The organism is Streptomyces sp. NBC_00386, assembly GCF_036063235.1.
Lineage (GTDB): Bacteria > Actinomycetota > Actinomycetes > Streptomycetales > Streptomycetaceae > Streptomyces.
Genome location: NZ_CP107950.1, coordinates 5,333,395 through 5,349,647, shown reverse-complemented (window position 1 = coordinate 5,349,647; position 16,253 = coordinate 5,333,395). Strand labels below are relative to the sequence as shown.

Genomic DNA, 16,253 nt, shown 5'->3' with positions numbered 1-16,253 from the left:
CGTGGCGCCCGGGCCGATCGTCCATGATGATCGGATGCTCAGGTTCATGCCCGTCGGCGACTCCATGACGATCGGTAGCGCGGGCGAACACACTTGGCGCTACCGGATGTGGCAGCACCTGCGCGCGACGTACGGGGGCCCGTTCAAGATCGTCGGGCCGCGCGAGACGCTCTACGACAAGTCGACGGGCTCTCCCGACTCGCACGAGTACGCGGACCCGGAATTCCCCCGCGCCCACCTGGCCGGCTGGGGCGAGGGCTGGCTGCACATGGCCCCGATGATCCGCGAGACGGTCCGCGCGCAGCGCGCCGACGTCCTGCTGGTCTCGCTCGGCCTCATCGACCTCGGCTTCTACACCAACGCCGTGCAGACCGCCGACAACGTCCGCGTCTTCGTCGAGGAGGCCCGCGCCGCGAACCCGCGCATCCGCATGGTCCTGCTCCCGGTGATACCGAACGTCCGCGCCGAGTCCGACGCCCCCTTCGCCGCCGAGGTGGCCGCCTTCAACGAGCTGCTCGCCAAGGCGGTCGCCGACCTCGACGAACCGCGCTCCCCCCTGCTGCTCGCGTCCCCGCCCCCCTCGTACGACATCACCTTCGACACGTACGACGGCACCCACCCGAACGCGAGCGGCGAGCACAAGATCGCGGAGGGTTTCGCGGAGGCGATGCACCAGGCCTGGGACCTGGCCGAGCCGTACACGGCCCGGCCGGCCTGAACCCGGGGCGCCGTCGGTCACCCGGCCCGCTCTTGCCTAGAGCGCACTCCACGCCGTTGGCTGGTGAACCATGAAGTACACACAGCTCGGACGCACGGGGCTCAAGGTCAGCCGGCTCGTCCTCGGCACGATGAACTTCGGACCGCAGACGGACGAGGCCGACAGCCACGCCATCATGGACGCGGCGCTGGACGCCGGAATCAATTACTTCGACACGGCAAATGTGTACGGCTGGGGCGAGAACAAGGGCCGTACGGAATCGATCATCGGCAACTGGTTCGCCAAGGGCGGCGACCGCCGCGACCGGACGGTCCTCGCCACCAAGGTGTACGGGAACATGGGCGCCGAGGGCGACGCGTGGCCGAACCACGACAAGCTCTCCGCCCTGAACATCCGGCGCGCGGTCGAGGCGAGCCTCAAGCGGCTCCAGACCGACTACATCGACGTCTACCAGTTCCACCACGTCGACCGGTCCACCCCCTTCGAGGAGATCTGGCAGGCCGTCGACGTCCTGGTGCGGCAGGGGAAGATCCTCTATGTGGGGTCCAGCAACTTCCCCGGCTACAAGATCGCCCAGGCCAACGAGATCGCCGCACGCCGGGGCGGGACCATCGGCCTGGTCAGCGAGCAGTGCCTCTACAACCTCGCCGAGCGCCGCGCCGAGATGGAGGTCATCCCGGCCGCCGAGGAGTACGGGCTCGGCGTCATCCCCTGGTCGCCGCTGCACGGCGGACTGCTGGGCGGTGTGATCAAGAAGGAGGTCGAGGGAGGCCGCCGGGCGAGCGGCCGGTCCGCCGACGCCCTCGCCAACACGGCCGTACGCGCCCAGATCCAGTCGTACGAGGATCTGCTGGAGAAGCACGGTCTGGAGCCCGGAGAGGCCGCGCTGGCCTGGCTGCTGACCCGTCCCGGCGTCACCGGCCCCATCGTGGGCCCGCGCACCGCGGAGCAGCTCGAATCGGCGCTGCGCGCGGTGGAGCTGGAGCTGTCGGAGGAGGTCCTGGAGGGGCTCGACGAGATCTTCCCGGGTCCGGGCCCGTCCCCCGAGGCGTTCGCCTGGTAGCGGGGCGGCGTCCAGCGGTGGCGGTCGCTGTCCGGCCGCCGCCGCCAGGGCCACGGCGGTCGCTATCTGACCGCCGCCGCCATGGCCACGACGAAGAACATCAGCACGAGCACACCGGCCATGATCCGGTTACGGGTCTTCGGGTTCACGCCAACGAGGTTAACGGGCCGCCGGGCCGGTCCCGTCGCCCGCCCCCAGTGGGCAACCGGCCACCGTTTCGTATCGGGGCTGCTCACCGGGCACTCCCGACGTCGGCAGGTTGCTGCGGACGAGACACAGCTCACCCACCGTCCAGGGCTTCCCGGCGAACGCGTCCAGCGCGGCGACGTACGGCTTGAAGTCCGCGGAGTCGCGGCTGCGGGCCACCGTCAGGTGCGGCCGGTAGCGGCGGTGCTCCTCCATCTCGACGCCCGCCTTGCGTCCCGCCGCCTCCGCCCGGTCCGCCAGCAGCCGCATGGTCTGGATGTCCCCCGCCGCGCCCACCCACAGGGCACGCCCGCCGAAGTGCCCGCCGCCGCGCAGGGACAGCGGGAACGGGTCGGTGCGACGGGCGGACCGCAGCAGCCGTTCGGTGAGGTCCGGGACGAGGTCGTCGGCGACCTCTCCGTAGAACGCGAGGGTGAAGTGCCAGCCGGGGCGGCCCGTCCAGCGCAAGGCGTCCGCACCCGGCGTCCGCTGCAACGCGTCCACCGCAGGGGCCAGTTCACGCACCGCTCCGGCAGGAGGCAGTACCGCGGCGAAGAGTCTCATGGGGCCAGCCTTCCAGGGAACGGCGATCAGCACACGGGAGTGCGCGAGGCGGCCGGCCGCGTGAGCCGGCCGACCGCCTCCGAACCACCTGGTCACACCGCGGTGGCGAGCCGCTCCTCGCTCCGCTCGCGCGGGACGAAGCGGATCCTGGGGCGGCCGTGATGCCACCCGAGGGAGACCCGCAGGCCGCCGAGGCGGGCCAGGACCAGACCGATCGCCGTCGCCGCGGTCATCGAGACCAGCCCGCCGAGCGCGAAGCCCACCCGGGGACCGTAGACGTCGGTGACCCAGCCGACCAGCGGCGCGCCGAGCGGCGAGCCGCCCACGAAGACCATCATGAACAGCGCCATGACCCGGCCGCGCATGGCCGGGTCGGTGGCCATCTGGACCGAGGTGTTCGCGGTGACGTTCACCGTCAGTCCGAAGATGCCGATCGGGACCATCAGGAGCGAGAACAGCCAGAGCGTGGGCGCCGTGGCGGCCACCACCTCCAGCGCGCCGAAAGCCACCGCGGCCGCGATCAGCACCCGCAGCCGGGCCGTACCGCGCCGGGCGGCGAGCAGCGCGCCGGCCAGCGAACCCAGCGCTATCAGCGTGTTGAAGAGGCTGTAGGCCCCGGCGCCCGAGTCGAAGATGTCGTCCGCGTACGCCGAGAGCCAGACGGGGAAGTTGAAGCCGAACGTGCCGATGAAGCCGACGAGGACGATCGGCCAGACCAGTTCGGGGCGCCCGGCGACGTAACGCAGGCCTTCGCGGAGCTGGCCCTTGGCGCGCGGCGCCCGCTCGACGACGTGCAGTTCACGGGACCGCATCAGCAGCAGGCTCGCCAGCGGGGCCACGAACGACAGGCCGTTCAGCAGGAAGGCCCAGCCGGTTCCCACGCCGGTGATCAGCAGGCCCGCGACGGCGGGTCCGACCAGCCGCGCGGACTGGAAGTTGGCCGAGTTCAGGCTGACCGCGTTCTGCAGCTGGCCGGGGCCGACCATCTCGGAGACGAAGGACTGGCGTGCCGGGTTGTCGACGACGGTGGCCATACCGACGGCGAAGGCGGCGAGATAGACGTGCCAGACCTGGACGTGGCCGGAGAGGGTGAGGAAGGCGAGCACGAGGCCGGTGAGGGCCATCGCCGTCTGGGTCACCAGCAGCGTGGGGCGCTTGGGGAGACGGTCGACGAGAACACCGCCGTACAGGCCGAAGAGCAGCATCGGCAGGAACTGGAGCGCGGTGGTGATACCGACCGCGGCGGAGGAGCCGGTCAGGCTGAGCACCAGCCAGTCCTGGGCGATGCGCTGCATCCAGGTGCCGGTGTTGGAGACGACCTGGCCCAGGAAGAACAGGCGGTAGTTCCGGATCTTCAGCGAGCTGAACATCGAGGAGGAGCGGGGGGAGTCGCGGGCGGCTGTGGAGTCGTGGGTGGCTGGTGCGGGGGCGGAGTGTGCTCCGGATCCCGTACTCAAAAGGGCTCGCCTCCAGTGCGATCGTGGACGTCGGCGTCATGGGGGGCGTCGGCGCTTGCGGGGAAGGGCGGACCCTCCGTTGCTCCGAGACCGGTGATCCGGACCGGGACCAGCGATCCGGCCGGTGACCGGCGACCCGGACCGAGATCAGTGATCCGGACCGAGACCGCTGATCAGCGTCGTGACCGGTGATCCGGACCGGGATCAGGGAGCGAAGGAGGACCGCCGTCGGTCAGATGTGCGCGAGCTTCTCCAGGACGGGAGCGGCCTCGCGGAGCTTGGCCCATTCGTCCTCGTCGAGGGCCTCGACCAGTCCGGCAAGGAACCCGTTCCGCTTGCGGCGGCTCTCTTCGAGCATCGCCTCCGCCTTGTCGGTCTGCGTCACCACCTTCTGGCGCCGGTCCTCGGCGTGCGGCTCCAGCCTGACGAGCCCCTTGGCTTCGAGCAGCGCGACGATGCGGGTCATCGACGGCGGCTGCACGTGTTCCTTGCGGGCGAGCTCGCCGGGCGTGGCGCTGCCGCAGCGGGCGAGGGTGCCGAGCACCGACATCTCGGTGGGGCTCAGCGACTCGTCGACCCGCTGGTGCTTGAGTCGACGCGACAACCGCATCACTGCGGAGCGCAAGGCGTTCACGGCGGCCTCGTCGTCGCCATGGGTGAGGTCAGGCATGTTCTTTAGCGTAACTCATTACTCTCGCTAAAGAACAATGGGGCCCCCGTGAAACGCGCCATCCGACACGGGGATCACTCATATGAGTGAGATCGCACCGGAAAGTGACCCGATTCCGGTCGGGAAGAGGCGACCCTCGACTTCATGGGGACCAGCGTGCTCAGCCTGCGTATCGACGGGGAGCTGCTCGACCGGCTCCGACAACATGCCGCGAAACGCGGAATGAGCGTCCAGGACTATGTGGTCCGGACGCTCATTCGCGACGACTTCGACGAGCGGTTCCAGACCGCTGTCGAGGAGACGGAGAAGTTCTACGGGGTCACGTGATCCCCCGCACGGCCGAGGCCGCTCAGGTCAGGCCGAGGGCCGGCATGAGGTAGTAGAAGGTGAACACGGCCGACACCACGTACATGGCGACCGGGATGTCACGGCTGCGGCCCGCCGCCAGGCGCAGCACGACGAAGGTGATGAAGCCCATCCCGATGCCGTTGGTGATCGAGTAGGTGAACGGCATCATCATCATCGTCACGAAGGCCGGGATGGCGATCGTGTAGTCCGCCCAGTCGATCTCCTTGACCGAGTGGGACATGATCAGGAAGCCGACCGCGATGAGCGCGGGGGTGGCGGCCTGGGCCGGGACCATCGTGGCGACGGGGGTCAGGAACAGGGCGACGGCGAAGAGCGCGCCGGTGACCACGTTCGCGAAGCCCGTACGGGCACCCTCGCCGACGCCGGCCGTGGACTCCACGAAGCACGTGGTGGCCGAGGAGGAGGAGGCACCGCCCGCGGCGACGGCGATGCCGTCGACGAAGAGGACCTTGTTGATGCCGGGCATGTTGCCCTGCGCGTCCGTCAGCTTGGCCTCGTCGCTGATGCCCATGATCGTGCCCATCGCGTCGAAGAAGCACGACAGCAGCACGGTGAAGACGAAGAGGATGCCGGTCAGCACGCCGACCTTGCCGAAGCCGCCGAAGAGGCTGAACTGGCCGATCAGACCGAAGTCCGGGCTGGCGACCGGGTTGCCCGGCCACTTCGGGGTGGTCAGACCCCAGGACGGGACGGTGGTGACGGCGTTGATGATCACCGCGGCGACCGTCATGGTGACGATCGAGATGAGGATGGCGCCGGGCACCTTGCGCACGATCAGCGCGAGGGTGAGCAGGGTGCCGAGGACGAAGACCAGCACGGGCCAGCCGTGCAGGTGACCGTCGGTGCCGAGCTGGAGCGGGACGGTCGTCTGGGCGATGTCCGGGATGCGCGTGACGAAGCCGGAGTCGACCAGGCCGATCAGCATGATGAACAGGCCGATGCCGATCGCGATGCCCTTGCGCAGGCCGAGCGGCACCGCGTTCATGACGCGCTCACGCAGACCGGTGGCGACCAGGAGCATCACGATGAAGCCCGCGAGGACCACCATGCCCATGGCGTCCGGCCAGGACATCCGGGGCGCGAGCTGGAGGGCGACGACCGTGTTCACGCCGAGGCCCGCCGCCAGCGCGATCGGCACATTGCCGATGACGCCCATGAGGAGCGTGGTGAAGGCCGCGGTCAGCGCGGTCGCCGTCACGAGCTGCCCGTTGTCGAGGTGGTGCCCGTACATGTCCTTCGCGCTGCCCAGGATGATCGGGTTCAGCACGATGATGTACGCCATCGCGAAGAAGGTGGCGAAACCGCCGCGGATCTCCCGCGGAAGGCTGGAACCCCGCTCGGAGATCTTGAAGAAGCGATCGAGGGCGCTCTGCGCGGGCCGGGACTCCGGCTCCTGCGGGGCGGGGGCCTTGGTGGCGGCCGAGGTGGACATGCGGGTCCTCAAACGTGCGGGGGACGGGGAACGTGATCGAGCCTGGTCAGCGATCGACCACCAGAAGGTTTCCCCCAGATCCCTTTTGGTGATTCATACGAATACAACTGGCCAGACTCGGACCGTTTCAGTATGAACATATGAGTCAGAAATCGCTATCTCCGCGCGTAGACCCTTGCCGCACAAGGGAGGCCGGGTGCGGACACAACCGGTCGCCGACCCTCGTAAGCTGTGCACATGGCGAAGTGGACCCCCAAGCACGAGGCGCCGGAGCCCCTGGAGGGCCCCGTCGTCGCCACCATCACGGGCGGCACGATCCTCTGGTTCGTCCTCTTCCTGGTGCAGCTGCCGTTCTACGGCTGGTTCGACGACCACGGACACCTGTGGTGGCTGTGGACCTGCCTGGCCGGCGCGGGCCTCGGGCTGATCGGCATCTGGTACGTCCGCAAGCGTGACGCCGCGATCAAGCGTGCCCAGGCTGCCGACTCCCCCGCCACCCCCGTGACGGAGTAGGGGCTCTTCTCCACCCACGGCAGCATTGCCCGCCGTCTCCTCTCCTCCCCAAGTCGGAGGTTTGGCCCACTCGGCGGGTGAAGCCGCAAATCCGCACGTACCGTCGAGGGCATGACCCACACCGACGCGGACGCCGGACTCGATCCGGTTCACCCGGTGCCCATACGCGTCTCCCGGCGTGCCGAGGGGCTGTCGGCCGCCGAGGTGGCCGAGCGGGTCGCGCGCGGCGAGGTGAACGACGTCCCGGTGCGCAGCAGCCGCTCCATCGGCGAGATCGTCCGGGCGAACGTGTTCACCCGGTTCAACGCGATCATCGGTGTCCTCTGGCTGGTCATGCTGTTCGTGGCACCGTTCCAGGACAGCCTGTTCGGCTACGTGATCATCGCCAACACCGGGATCGGCATCGTCCAGGAGTGGCGGGCCAAGAAGACCCTGGACTCGCTCGCGGTGATCGGCGAGGTGAAACCGACCGTCCGCAGGGACGGGGTCGCCGCCGAGGTGAGCTCCTCGCAGATCGTGCTCGGGGACCTCCTCGAGATCGGGCCGGGCGACAAGGTCGCCGTCGACGGCACCTGCGCGGAGGCCGACGGGCTGGAGATCGACGAGTCGCTGCTCACCGGCGAGGCCGACCCCGTGGTCAAGCACGCCGGCGACCCGGTGATGTCGGGCAGCTTCGTGGTCGCGGGCAGCGGCGCCTTCACGGCGACGAAGGTGGGCCGGGAGGCGTACGCGGCCCAGCTCGCGGAGGAGGCCTCGCGGTTCACGCTGGTCCACTCGGAGCTGCGCAGCGGTATCTCCACGATCCTCAAGTACGTGACGTGGATGATGATCCCGACCGCCATCGGCCTGATCATCAGCCAGCTCGTCGTCAAGCAGCACGGCTTCAAGGACTCCGTCGCGCGGACCGTCGGGGGGATCGTGCCGATGGTCCCGGAGGGCCTGGTCCTGCTCACCTCCGTCGCCTTCGCGATCGGCGTCATCCGCCTTGGCCGAAAACAGTGCCTCGTACAGGAACTTCCCGCCATCGAGGGCCTCGCCCGCATCGACACCGTCTGTCTCGACAAGACCGGCACCCTCACCGAGGGCGGCATGAACGTCACCGAGCTGCGGCCGCTCCACGGCACCGACGAGTCGTATCTGCGCAAGGTCCTCGGCGCCCTCGGCGAGTCCGATCCACGGCCGAACGCCTCCCTCCAGGCGATCACCGCCGCCTACCCGGACAGCGAGGAGTGGCGCTGCACCCAGTCCCTGCCCTTTTCCTCCGCCCGCAAGTACAGCGGCGCCGGCTTCAGCGAGGGCAACGGCGAGTCCAGCACCTGGCTGCTCGGTGCCCCCGACGTCCTGCTGGCCCCCGGGGACCCGGCACTCGGCGAGACCGAGCGGCTCAACGAGGCGGGGCTGCGGGTGCTGCTGCTCGCGAGGACCACCAAGGACCTCGGCGACCCCGGTGTCACGGAGGCCGCCCGACCCGCCGCCCTGGTCGTGCTGGAGCAGCGGCTGCGCCCGGACGCGGCCGACACCCTGCGCTATTTCGCCGATCAGGACGTCAAGGCCAAGGTCATCTCCGGCGACAACGCGGTGTCGGTGGGCGCGGTCGCCGGAAAGCTGGGGCTCACCGGCGAGGTCGTGGACGCGCGCCGGCTGCCGGACGAGCGCGAGGAGATGGCGAAGTCCCTGGAGAAGGGAACGGTCTTCGGGCGGGTCACCCCGCAGCAGAAGCGGGACATGGTCGGCGCCCTGCAGTCACGCGGGCACACGGTGGCGATGACCGGCGACGGCGTGAACGACGTCCTGGCCCTGAAGGACGCCGACATCGGGGTGAGCATGGGCTCGGGGTCCGAGGCGACCCGCGCGGTGGCCCAGATCGTGCTGCTGAACAACAGCTTCTCGACGCTGCCCTCGGTGGTCGGGGAGGGCCGCCGGGTCATCGGGAACATCACCCGGGTCGCGACGCTGTTCCTGGTGAAGACGGTCTACTCGGTGCTGCTGGCCGTCCTGGTGGTGTGCTGGCAGGTCGAATACCCGTTCCTGCCGCGCCACCTGACCCTGCTGTCGACCCTGACGATCGGCGTCCCGGCGTTCTTCCTCGCCCTCGCCCCGAACAAGGAGCGCGCCCAGCCCCACTTCGTACGGCGGGTGATGCGGTACTCGATCCCGGGCGGCGTGGTCGCGGGAACGGCGACCTTCGTGATGTACCTGATCGCGCGCCACTACTACACGGGAGAAGGCTCGCTGGAGGCGGAGACGAGCGCCGCGACGCTGACGCTGTTCCTGGTCTCGATGTGGGTGCTCGCGATCATCGCCCGGCCCTACACCTGGTGGCGGATCTGCCTCGTCGCCTCGATGGGCGGGGCGTTCCTGCTGGTGCTCGTGGTGCCGAGGCTCCAGCACTTCTTCGCTCTGAAGCTGGTCGGCACGACGATGCCGTGGGTCGCGGTGCTGATCTCGGTGACAGCGGCGGCCGTCCTGGAGTTCCTGTGGAGATGGGTCGACCGCCGCGTGCCCGCGTAGGGCTACGTCACCTGATGGCCGTGCGTCCGGTCACCGCACGTCGACGTAGTCACCCGCGGCGCTGACGGCCGGGGTGGTCGAGGTGCCCGCGAAGCTGTAGCGGAAGTAACCGTCGACGGTGGCCGTCGTGGTCGTCTTCAGGTTGCCGGAGCTGTCCGTCTTGACCGTCTTCAGCGTGGTGTAGGTGCTGCTGGTCTTCTTGCGGAACTGCAGCTTCACCGGCTGACCCGTGTAGCCGTGGTACTTGAGGTCGTCCCAGTTGGCGCGGGACAGCTTGCCGGTGACCGTGACGGTCTTGCCCTTCTTCACCGGCTCCGGCGCGGCGTTGACCGTCTGCGTGGAGGCGCGCTGCACCCGGGCGGTCTCGTAGGCCTCGCTGACGATGTAGTCGCCGTCGTTGCCCACGGCGGCGGCCCACACCCTCCAGGTACCGGCCAGGATGTTGCCGTAGATGTTGTCGTTCGGGTCGGCTACGACCGTGACCTTGCAGGTCCCGGTGGTGGCGCCGGTGGCGGTGCAGGTGCCCGTCTCGGCGTCCGGGACGATCGCGCCGTCGACGTTGTCCAGGTCCGAGCCGTGCCACAGCATGGCGTAGCCGTCGTAGATGCCGGTCGGGTCGGTGGCCGTCACCGTGATGGTGAAGGTCTTCTTCTGGGTGGTGCCGACGACGATGTCCTTGCCGCTGTTGACGGTGACGCTCGTGATCTTGGTGTCGCCGACGACCTCGTCCGCGGCCGTGGAGCCGGTGAACGGCGTGATCTTCGAGGTGGACGGCGCCATCGAGGCGAGCGACCTGTGACCGTCCGCCTGCGCGGCCGGCACGGCGAGAGCGGAGAGAGCCAGGGCGCCGGAGACGGCGGCCACAGTGGCACGTATGCGCATGCGTTCCCCACGTAGAGAGTGGGCCCCGGCGATGGCCGGTCCTGACAGTTCGTCACCACTGGGACCCGAGTGATGGTGGAGTCTGATGACCCGGAAGAGAAGATCGCTCACAACCGCCAATAGTTGTACGCCTGTTGAACTTTTTTCTGCGGCCGTGCGAGCGGACGGGGACAGACGGGAATCCCCGGCCCGAGGAGGGCCGGGGATTCAGGTCGGATCAGGTGACCGGGTCACGCGACGGGATCACGCGACCGGATCAGGTGCTACCGCACGTCGACGTAGTCACCCGCGGCGCTGACGGCCGGGGTGGTCGAGGTGCCCGCGAAGCTGTAGCGGAAGTAACCGTCGACGGTGGCCGTCGTGGTGGTCTTCAGGTTGCCGTGGCTGTCCGTCTTGATGGTCTTGACGGTGGTGTACGTGCTGCTGTTCTTCTTGCGGAACTGGAGCTTCACCGACTGGCCCGTGTAGCCGTAGTAGTCGTGCAGCTCCCAGTTGGCGCGGGTGAGCTTGCCGGTGACCGTGACGGTCCTACCCTTCTTCACCGGCTCCGGCGCGGCGTTGACCCTCAGCTTGGAGTAACGCTGGAGCTTGCTGGTGGTGAGCGCGTCCTGGTCGATGTAGCCGACCTTGCTCAGGTCGGCGCCGTCGTCGCTCGGGTCGACCCCGTTGAAGGCGACCGCGAGGCCCATGGCCTTCCACGTGGTGGCGTCGGCGTTGACCAGTTCGTCGCCCGGGTAGATGTCGATGGTGCTCTTGCAGGTGGCGGTGGTCGACGAGGTGACGGAGCAGGACGGGAAGTCGTCACCGACCAGGATGCCGACCCGCTCGTCGAAGGAGCCGCGGTAGAGCTCGACGTCCAGGAAGAAGTCGTCGGCGGTGATGTCGACGGAGGCGCCGTGCTTGACGCTGAAGGTGACCGGGACGGTGACCTGGTTGGCGATGCCGGCAACGATCGGCTTGCCGCCGTTGACCTTCACGTTCGAGAAGGAGAGGTCGAGGGCGTAGGGCGTGCCGGTGGTGGAGCCCGTGGATCCGGTGTACGCGGCCTTGCCCGAGGCGGTACGGGCGACATCCTGCACCTTGGCGATGTCCGCGCGGTGGTCGGTGGAACCGGCGGCGTGGGCGCCCGGCGCGACGAGGGCGGAGAGAGCCAGGGCGCCGGAGACGGCGGCCACGGTGGCACGAAGACGCATGCGATCCCCCAGTGAAGACAGGGCCCGGTTGTGGTCGTTCCTCACGGCTCGCGGTCACAGGGGCCCAAGTGATGGCGGAGTCTGATGACTCGTTAGGAAGATCGCCGGGATGCTCGAACGGTTGCACGGAAAACGAAATCTTTGTGCGGTCCATACGGAGATCGGGACGGATATCGGGACAAACAGAAATCCCCGGCCTTGAGGCCGGGGATTTCCGGTGACATCAGGTGGTACCGCGTGTTCAGGCGGTACCGCGTGTTCAGGTGTTACTGCACGTCGACGTAGTCACCGCCGGCGCTGACGGCCGGGGTGGTCGAGGTGCCCGCGAAGCTGTAGCGGAAGTAACCGTCGGCGGTGGCCGTGGTGGTCGTCTTCAGGTTGCCGGAGCTGTCCGTCTTGACCGTCTTGAGCGTGGTGTAGGTGGTGCTGCCCTTCTTGCGGAACTGCAGCTTCACCGACTGGCCCGTGTAGCCCTGGTACTTGGCGTTGTCCCAGTTCGCGCGGGTCAGGGCGCCGGTGACCGTGACGGTCTTGCCCTTCTTGACCGGCTCGGGGGCGGCGTTGACCGTCAGCTTGGACAGGCGCTGGACGTTCTTGGTGCCCAGGTCGCCCTGCCACTTGGCGTTGTCGCTGTCGTCGACGGCGAGCGCGCCGACCTTCCAGGCACCGGCCTGGGCGTCGGTCAGGTCCACCTCGGCGGAGCCGGCCGGACGGAACTCGATCTTGGCCGTGCACTTGGCCACCGTGGAGGAGGAGGCGGTGCAGGTGCCGGGGTCGTCGCCGAAGATGACGTCGGTCGGCGAGGTGACCGAGGTGCCGCGGTAGAGCATCGGGCCGTTCACGAAGGAGCTCAGGCTGACGCTGGAGGGGTGCGTCACCGTGTAGGTCGCGCTGATCGTGACCTGCGCGGAGGCGCCGACCACGATGTTCTTGCCGCCGTTGATCACGACGCTGGAGAAGGTGACGCCGGACAGCGGGTTGCCTGCGGCCTGCGCGGCCGGCACGGCGAGAGCGGAAAGGGCCAGGGCGCCGGTGACGGCGGCCACGGTGGCTCGTATGCGCATGGGGTTCCCCAAGTGGAGAAAGGGGGTCCCGGCGGTGGTCGTTCCTCACGGCTCGTCGTCGGCACGGGACCCAAGTGATCGATGAGTCTGTTGACTCAAGGGTGAGATTAGTGAGGGGTGGGACTGGTTGTACGGGCGGGGTGAAGGAATCGCAGTTTTTAGGTTCGCGTTACGCGGGGATGGCGAAACCCAGAGAAAAGCCCGGCCCCGGAATTCCCGGGACCGGGCGAAACGCGCCGTCCGAACACGGCGGAACCCGACCGGCCCGACCGCCCGGTCCGCCGGGGGCGGTCCGCCGGGGGCGGTCCGCCGGGGGCGGTCAGTCGAACCAGCGGTCCCGGGCCAGCTCCTCCGTGCGGGACGGGTCCTCGAGCAGCGCGGCCACCTCGAACCGGCGTGGCCACTGGCCCGCCGCCCAGGCGAGCCCGGAGGCGACACCCTCCAGGGTGGCGGCGTGCAGCACCCCGTCCCGGCTCCGGCGCCAGTCGAGTTCGGTTCCGTCGACCACGAGCTCCTCGTGCTCGACGTACGAAGCGGGGGTCGCGGGGCCCAGCAGGACCCGTACGGACTCCGGTACGTCGTGCTCGGTGCCCTCGGAAGTCACCTCGCCGGTGACGGACTCGCTGAGCCGCCGCACCTGGAACAGCTCGGCGAGCTCCGCGGCCCGCGACGGGGGCACCGGCAGCAGCGGCACCCCGGTGGTGAAGGCCAGCAGGTCCGGGGAGTCCACGACCACCGCGTCGGCCGCGTCCACGACCTTCACCTCGCCGTCCACGACCGCCCGCAGCTCGTCCGGCAGTGTCACCCGCTCGGGGTCGAGATCGGCCAACGCGCTGTACAGGGCGTGCAGTTGGGTTCCGGAGACCCGGCGTCCGGGGTCGGCGAGCCGGTCGAGCAGTTCGGCCGCGCCGCCCGGCTCGTCGAGCAGGGCGGCCACGGACGTACGGACACCGAGCGCCCGCAGGACCTGCTCGTCGTCGAAGCCGGTCGCGTCGGCCTCGTCGTACAGGCCGCGCAGCAGCGGATCGCCGCCGGCGGCCAGCAGACCGGCCGGCCGGCGCCCGTCGAGCACCGGATGCCCGCGCAGCCACCACGCCGTGTACGGGCGGACGATCTCGTGCGTGCCGTCCGGAAGCAGGACGCGCACCTGCTGGATGATCGCGTCGCGCAGCGGCGGCTGGGCGAGCAGCGCGAGGGCCTCCGGCCACCGGTCGTCGTCCACCAGGTCCAGATCCCGTACGGCCACGATCTCGGTGGCGACGGGCGGCACCGGCGAGTCGGGCAGCCGGTCCAGGACGTCCTCGCACCACACGTCCACCGCGTCCAGCAGACCCGCGTCGTCGGGTTCGGCGAAGTCCCCTTCGCGCGGCTCCAGTTCGTCCGGATCGAGGACGACGTCGGTGGCCCGCACCAGGGCGAAGCCGGCCAGTACGCCGCAGGCCGCGAGGGGCTGCTCGCCCCAGCGGTCGGCGAGCTCGGCGTCGACGAAGGCGAGTTCGTCCTCGCGCACGATCCGGGCGAACGGGCTGCCGGGCAGCACGAGTTCACCGGCGGGCACGAGCTCACCCTCCTCGTCCGGCAGGGCGAGAGCGCCGAGCCAGGGCTCGTCGCCGGGTTCGAGCGCGGCGTCACGGACCAGCGCGAGGACGGTGTCCGCGAGCTCCTCCGCGTCCAGGGTGTCCTCGTCCCACACCCCGCCCTCGTCGTCGAGCGAGGCGGCCACCGCGGCCCGCACCTGCGGGGTGGTGAGCACCGCGCGGGCCGAGGCCGGGAGAGCGCCCAGCTTCTCCAGCAGGGGGTGGGCCGCGTCCGGGTGCGCGACCTTGAGGCCGAGCCGCGCGAGCGTGCCGGGGGCCACCAGGGACCCCTCGGCGGTGGGCAGCAGGATCTGGCGGGGCCCGATCGTCGTACGGCCGTCGGCCAGCGGCACCGGCAGTCCCGACAGCCGGTCCGGGTCCACCCCGGCGAGGCTGTCGTACAGGCGGTACCACCACTCCGGGTCCTTCTCCAGGCCGGCCAGCCGGTCCACGGCCTCGGTGAGCGGCACCCGGGCGACGCCCAGCGTGCGCAGCTCCACCCGCCGTTCGAGGCCGGCCGGCAGCAGGCCGGTCAGCACCTCCGCGAGCACCCGGACGGTCTCGGCGCCCGCGCCCTCCACCACCTCGGCGTCGCGCGGCCGCAGGGCTGCGGGGTTCTCCGCGGGGCTGCTCCCGGGCCAGTCCTCGGGGGCGTCGACGTCCGGCAGCCGGGCCGGCGGGGTGGCGGGCGGCAGGAACGCGGTGCGCGGCAGCCGGTCCAGGATCGCCTGGCGCAGCGCTCCGTCGAGCTCGCCCTTGCCGAGCGGGCCGGGCACCAGGTCGATGATCCCGGTGTCCACCGGCCGCCAGTCGGCGAGGAGTTCGGCGTAGGCGTCGGCCGCGCGCTCCACCAGGAAGTCGGTCAGCGGGCCGGGGGCCGCGTGGCGCCGGGTGGTGTCGAGGGGGAGGGAGGCGATGAGCAGCGCCGGGACGCCGAGGGCTTCGTCGCTCGGTGTCGGCGCGTGCACGACGGGGCTGGTCCTCGGGCGGGCCGGGGATCCCTCCGTGTCGACCGGGACGGCCCAGGTCACGGACCAGTGCGGGCGCAGCCGCTCCTCGACCGGGCGGCCGGCGAGCAGGGCGGGGTCGAGGGGGCCGTGCGCCGCGACGGTGCGGTAGCGGGTGGTGCCGTCGCGGGAGTCGTCGATGAGGGCGCCGTGCTCGACGGCGGTCCGGCGCAGGGTGCGGATCTCCGCGTCGCCGATCTCCACCACCACTTCCTCCAGGCCCGGAAGGGCCAGCAGGAGGGCGTCGTCGATGGTCCGCAGGAGGCGCTCGGCGAGATCCTCCGCGGCGGTGTCGCGCAGCGGCATGATCACGGCGGTGTCGTACGGGTCCGGGGCGGTGCCCTCGGCCGCGAACGGCAGTCTCAGCAGCGGCACATGGCCGTCCCGTCGGCGGATCTCGTCGCCGAGACCGGGGCTGTCCGCGGCGATGCCGGCGGCGAGGTCGTGGGCCTCGGCGAGCGCCCAGCGGACGCCGCCGCTCCGGCCGACGACGGCGGGCTCGTCGGTGACGGCGAGGACCGCGGCGAAGCCGACGCCGAAGCGGCCCACGGCGGTGTCGTGCGCGTCCCGCTTCGCGGAGGCCCTGAGGGTGGCGAGGGACTCGACGCCGGCCGCGTCGAGGGGGGCGCCGGTGTTGGCCGCCACCAGGACGCCGTCGCGGAGCGTGAGACGCAGGCGGCCCGGGGTGCCCGCGCGGGCCGAGGCGTCCGCGGCGTTCTGGGCGAGTTCCACGACGAGCCGGTCGCGGTACCCGCCGAGGACCAGGTCCTCCTCGGCGTTGGCGTCCTCGCGGAACCTGGCCGGGCTGGCCGCCCAGGCGTCCAGTACTCCGCGGCGCAGGCGGGCCGTGCCGAACGGATCCGCACCCTCGGCAGCAGGCCGCACGAACTTACTCACGGGTTCACTCTCCCTCTAGCCTGGCGCGACCGCGAATGCTGCACCGGGTCGCGGCTTGAAGGTACCGCGCGCGCTCCCCCGCTCCGGGCGGGGTCCGCGTGCCGGTTCGCTGCGCTGGCGTTCGCGGGTCTCGGTCCGGCCCGGTGCGGT

General features: G+C 70.4%; 13 protein-coding genes. 5 read left to right on the top strand and 8 right to left on the bottom strand.

Annotated elements, in window-relative coordinates; genetic code table 11:
- Window positions 1-34: 34 nt before the first annotated feature.
- Together OG780_RS23620 and OG780_RS23615 are read left to right on the top strand one after the other, a co-directional pair.
- A complete protein-coding gene (locus tag OG780_RS23620; RefSeq protein ID WP_328451246.1) occupies window positions 35-718 on the top strand; it encodes an SGNH/GDSL hydrolase family protein in 684 nt (227 codons plus the stop codon).
- Window positions 719-788: 70 nt separating this feature from the next.
- The gene (locus OG780_RS23615) at window positions 789-1,781 is read left to right on the top strand and encodes an aldo/keto reductase (RefSeq protein WP_328451244.1); all 993 of its coding nucleotides are present in this window, start codon (window positions 789-791) and stop codon (window positions 1,779-1,781) included.
- A gap of 159 nt (window positions 1,782-1,940) precedes the next feature.
- Here the strand turns inward: OG780_RS23615 and thpR are convergent, their stop codons facing one another.
- From thpR to OG780_RS23600, 3 genes are all read right to left on the bottom strand, one after another.
- A complete protein-coding gene (gene thpR, locus OG780_RS23610) occupies window positions 1,941-2,531 on the bottom strand; it encodes an RNA 2',3'-cyclic phosphodiesterase (protein ID WP_328451242.1) in 591 nt (196 codons plus the stop codon).
- A 92-nt stretch (window positions 2,532-2,623) separates the two neighbouring features.
- Window positions 2,624-3,988, bottom strand: coding sequence for an MFS transporter (locus tag OG780_RS23605; RefSeq protein WP_328451240.1), 1,365 nt, complete (start codon window positions 3,986-3,988; stop codon window positions 2,624-2,626).
- Window positions 3,989-4,220: 232 nt separating this feature from the next.
- Window positions 4,221-4,658 (bottom strand): MarR family winged helix-turn-helix transcriptional regulator, encoded by a 438-nt coding sequence (locus OG780_RS23600; RefSeq protein ID WP_326787097.1) that lies wholly within the window; start codon window positions 4,656-4,658, stop codon window positions 4,221-4,223.
- 144 nt (window positions 4,659-4,802) lie between these two features.
- On the opposite strand from OG780_RS23600, the gene OG780_RS23595 reads away from it, so the two are divergent.
- Window positions 4,803-4,985 (top strand): ribbon-helix-helix protein, CopG family, encoded by a 183-nt coding sequence (locus OG780_RS23595; RefSeq protein WP_103551026.1) that lies wholly within the window; start codon window positions 4,803-4,805, stop codon window positions 4,983-4,985.
- A gap of 22 nt (window positions 4,986-5,007) precedes the next feature.
- Here OG780_RS23595 and OG780_RS23590 read toward each other — a convergent pair whose 3' ends face one another.
- Window positions 5,008-6,459, bottom strand: coding sequence for an NCS2 family permease (locus tag OG780_RS23590; protein WP_328451237.1), 1,452 nt, complete (start codon window positions 6,457-6,459; stop codon window positions 5,008-5,010).
- Between the two features lie 237 nt (window positions 6,460-6,696).
- On the opposite strand from OG780_RS23590, the gene OG780_RS23585 reads away from it, so the two are divergent.
- A complete protein-coding gene (locus OG780_RS23585) occupies window positions 6,697-6,972 on the top strand; it encodes a DUF2530 domain-containing protein (RefSeq protein ID WP_328451235.1) in 276 nt (91 codons plus the stop codon).
- 111 nt (window positions 6,973-7,083) lie between these two features.
- On the top strand, window positions 7,084-9,483 hold the full coding sequence (locus OG780_RS23580; RefSeq protein WP_328451233.1) for a cation-translocating P-type ATPase: 2,400 nt from the start codon (window positions 7,084-7,086) through the stop codon (window positions 9,481-9,483).
- 30 nt (window positions 9,484-9,513) lie between these two features.
- On the opposite strand, the gene OG780_RS23575 is transcribed toward OG780_RS23580, so the two are convergent.
- From OG780_RS23575 to OG780_RS23560, 4 genes are all read right to left on the bottom strand, one after another.
- On the bottom strand, window positions 9,514-10,365 hold the full coding sequence (locus OG780_RS23575) for a DUF5707 domain-containing protein (protein WP_328451231.1): 852 nt from the start codon (window positions 10,363-10,365) through the stop codon (window positions 9,514-9,516).
- A 263-nt stretch (window positions 10,366-10,628) separates the two neighbouring features.
- Window positions 10,629-11,558: a hypothetical protein gene (locus OG780_RS23570; RefSeq protein WP_328451229.1), complete on the bottom strand. Its 930-nt coding sequence runs from the start codon at window positions 11,556-11,558 to the stop codon at window positions 10,629-10,631.
- A gap of 266 nt (window positions 11,559-11,824) precedes the next feature.
- The gene (locus OG780_RS23565; protein WP_328451227.1) at window positions 11,825-12,622 is read right to left on the bottom strand and encodes a hypothetical protein; all 798 of its coding nucleotides are present in this window, start codon (window positions 12,620-12,622) and stop codon (window positions 11,825-11,827) included.
- Between the two features lie 319 nt (window positions 12,623-12,941).
- Window positions 12,942-16,103, bottom strand: coding sequence for a sacsin N-terminal ATP-binding-like domain-containing protein (locus OG780_RS23560; RefSeq protein WP_328451225.1), 3,162 nt, complete (start codon window positions 16,101-16,103; stop codon window positions 12,942-12,944).
- Between the last annotated feature and the right edge of the window lie 150 nt (window positions 16,104-16,253).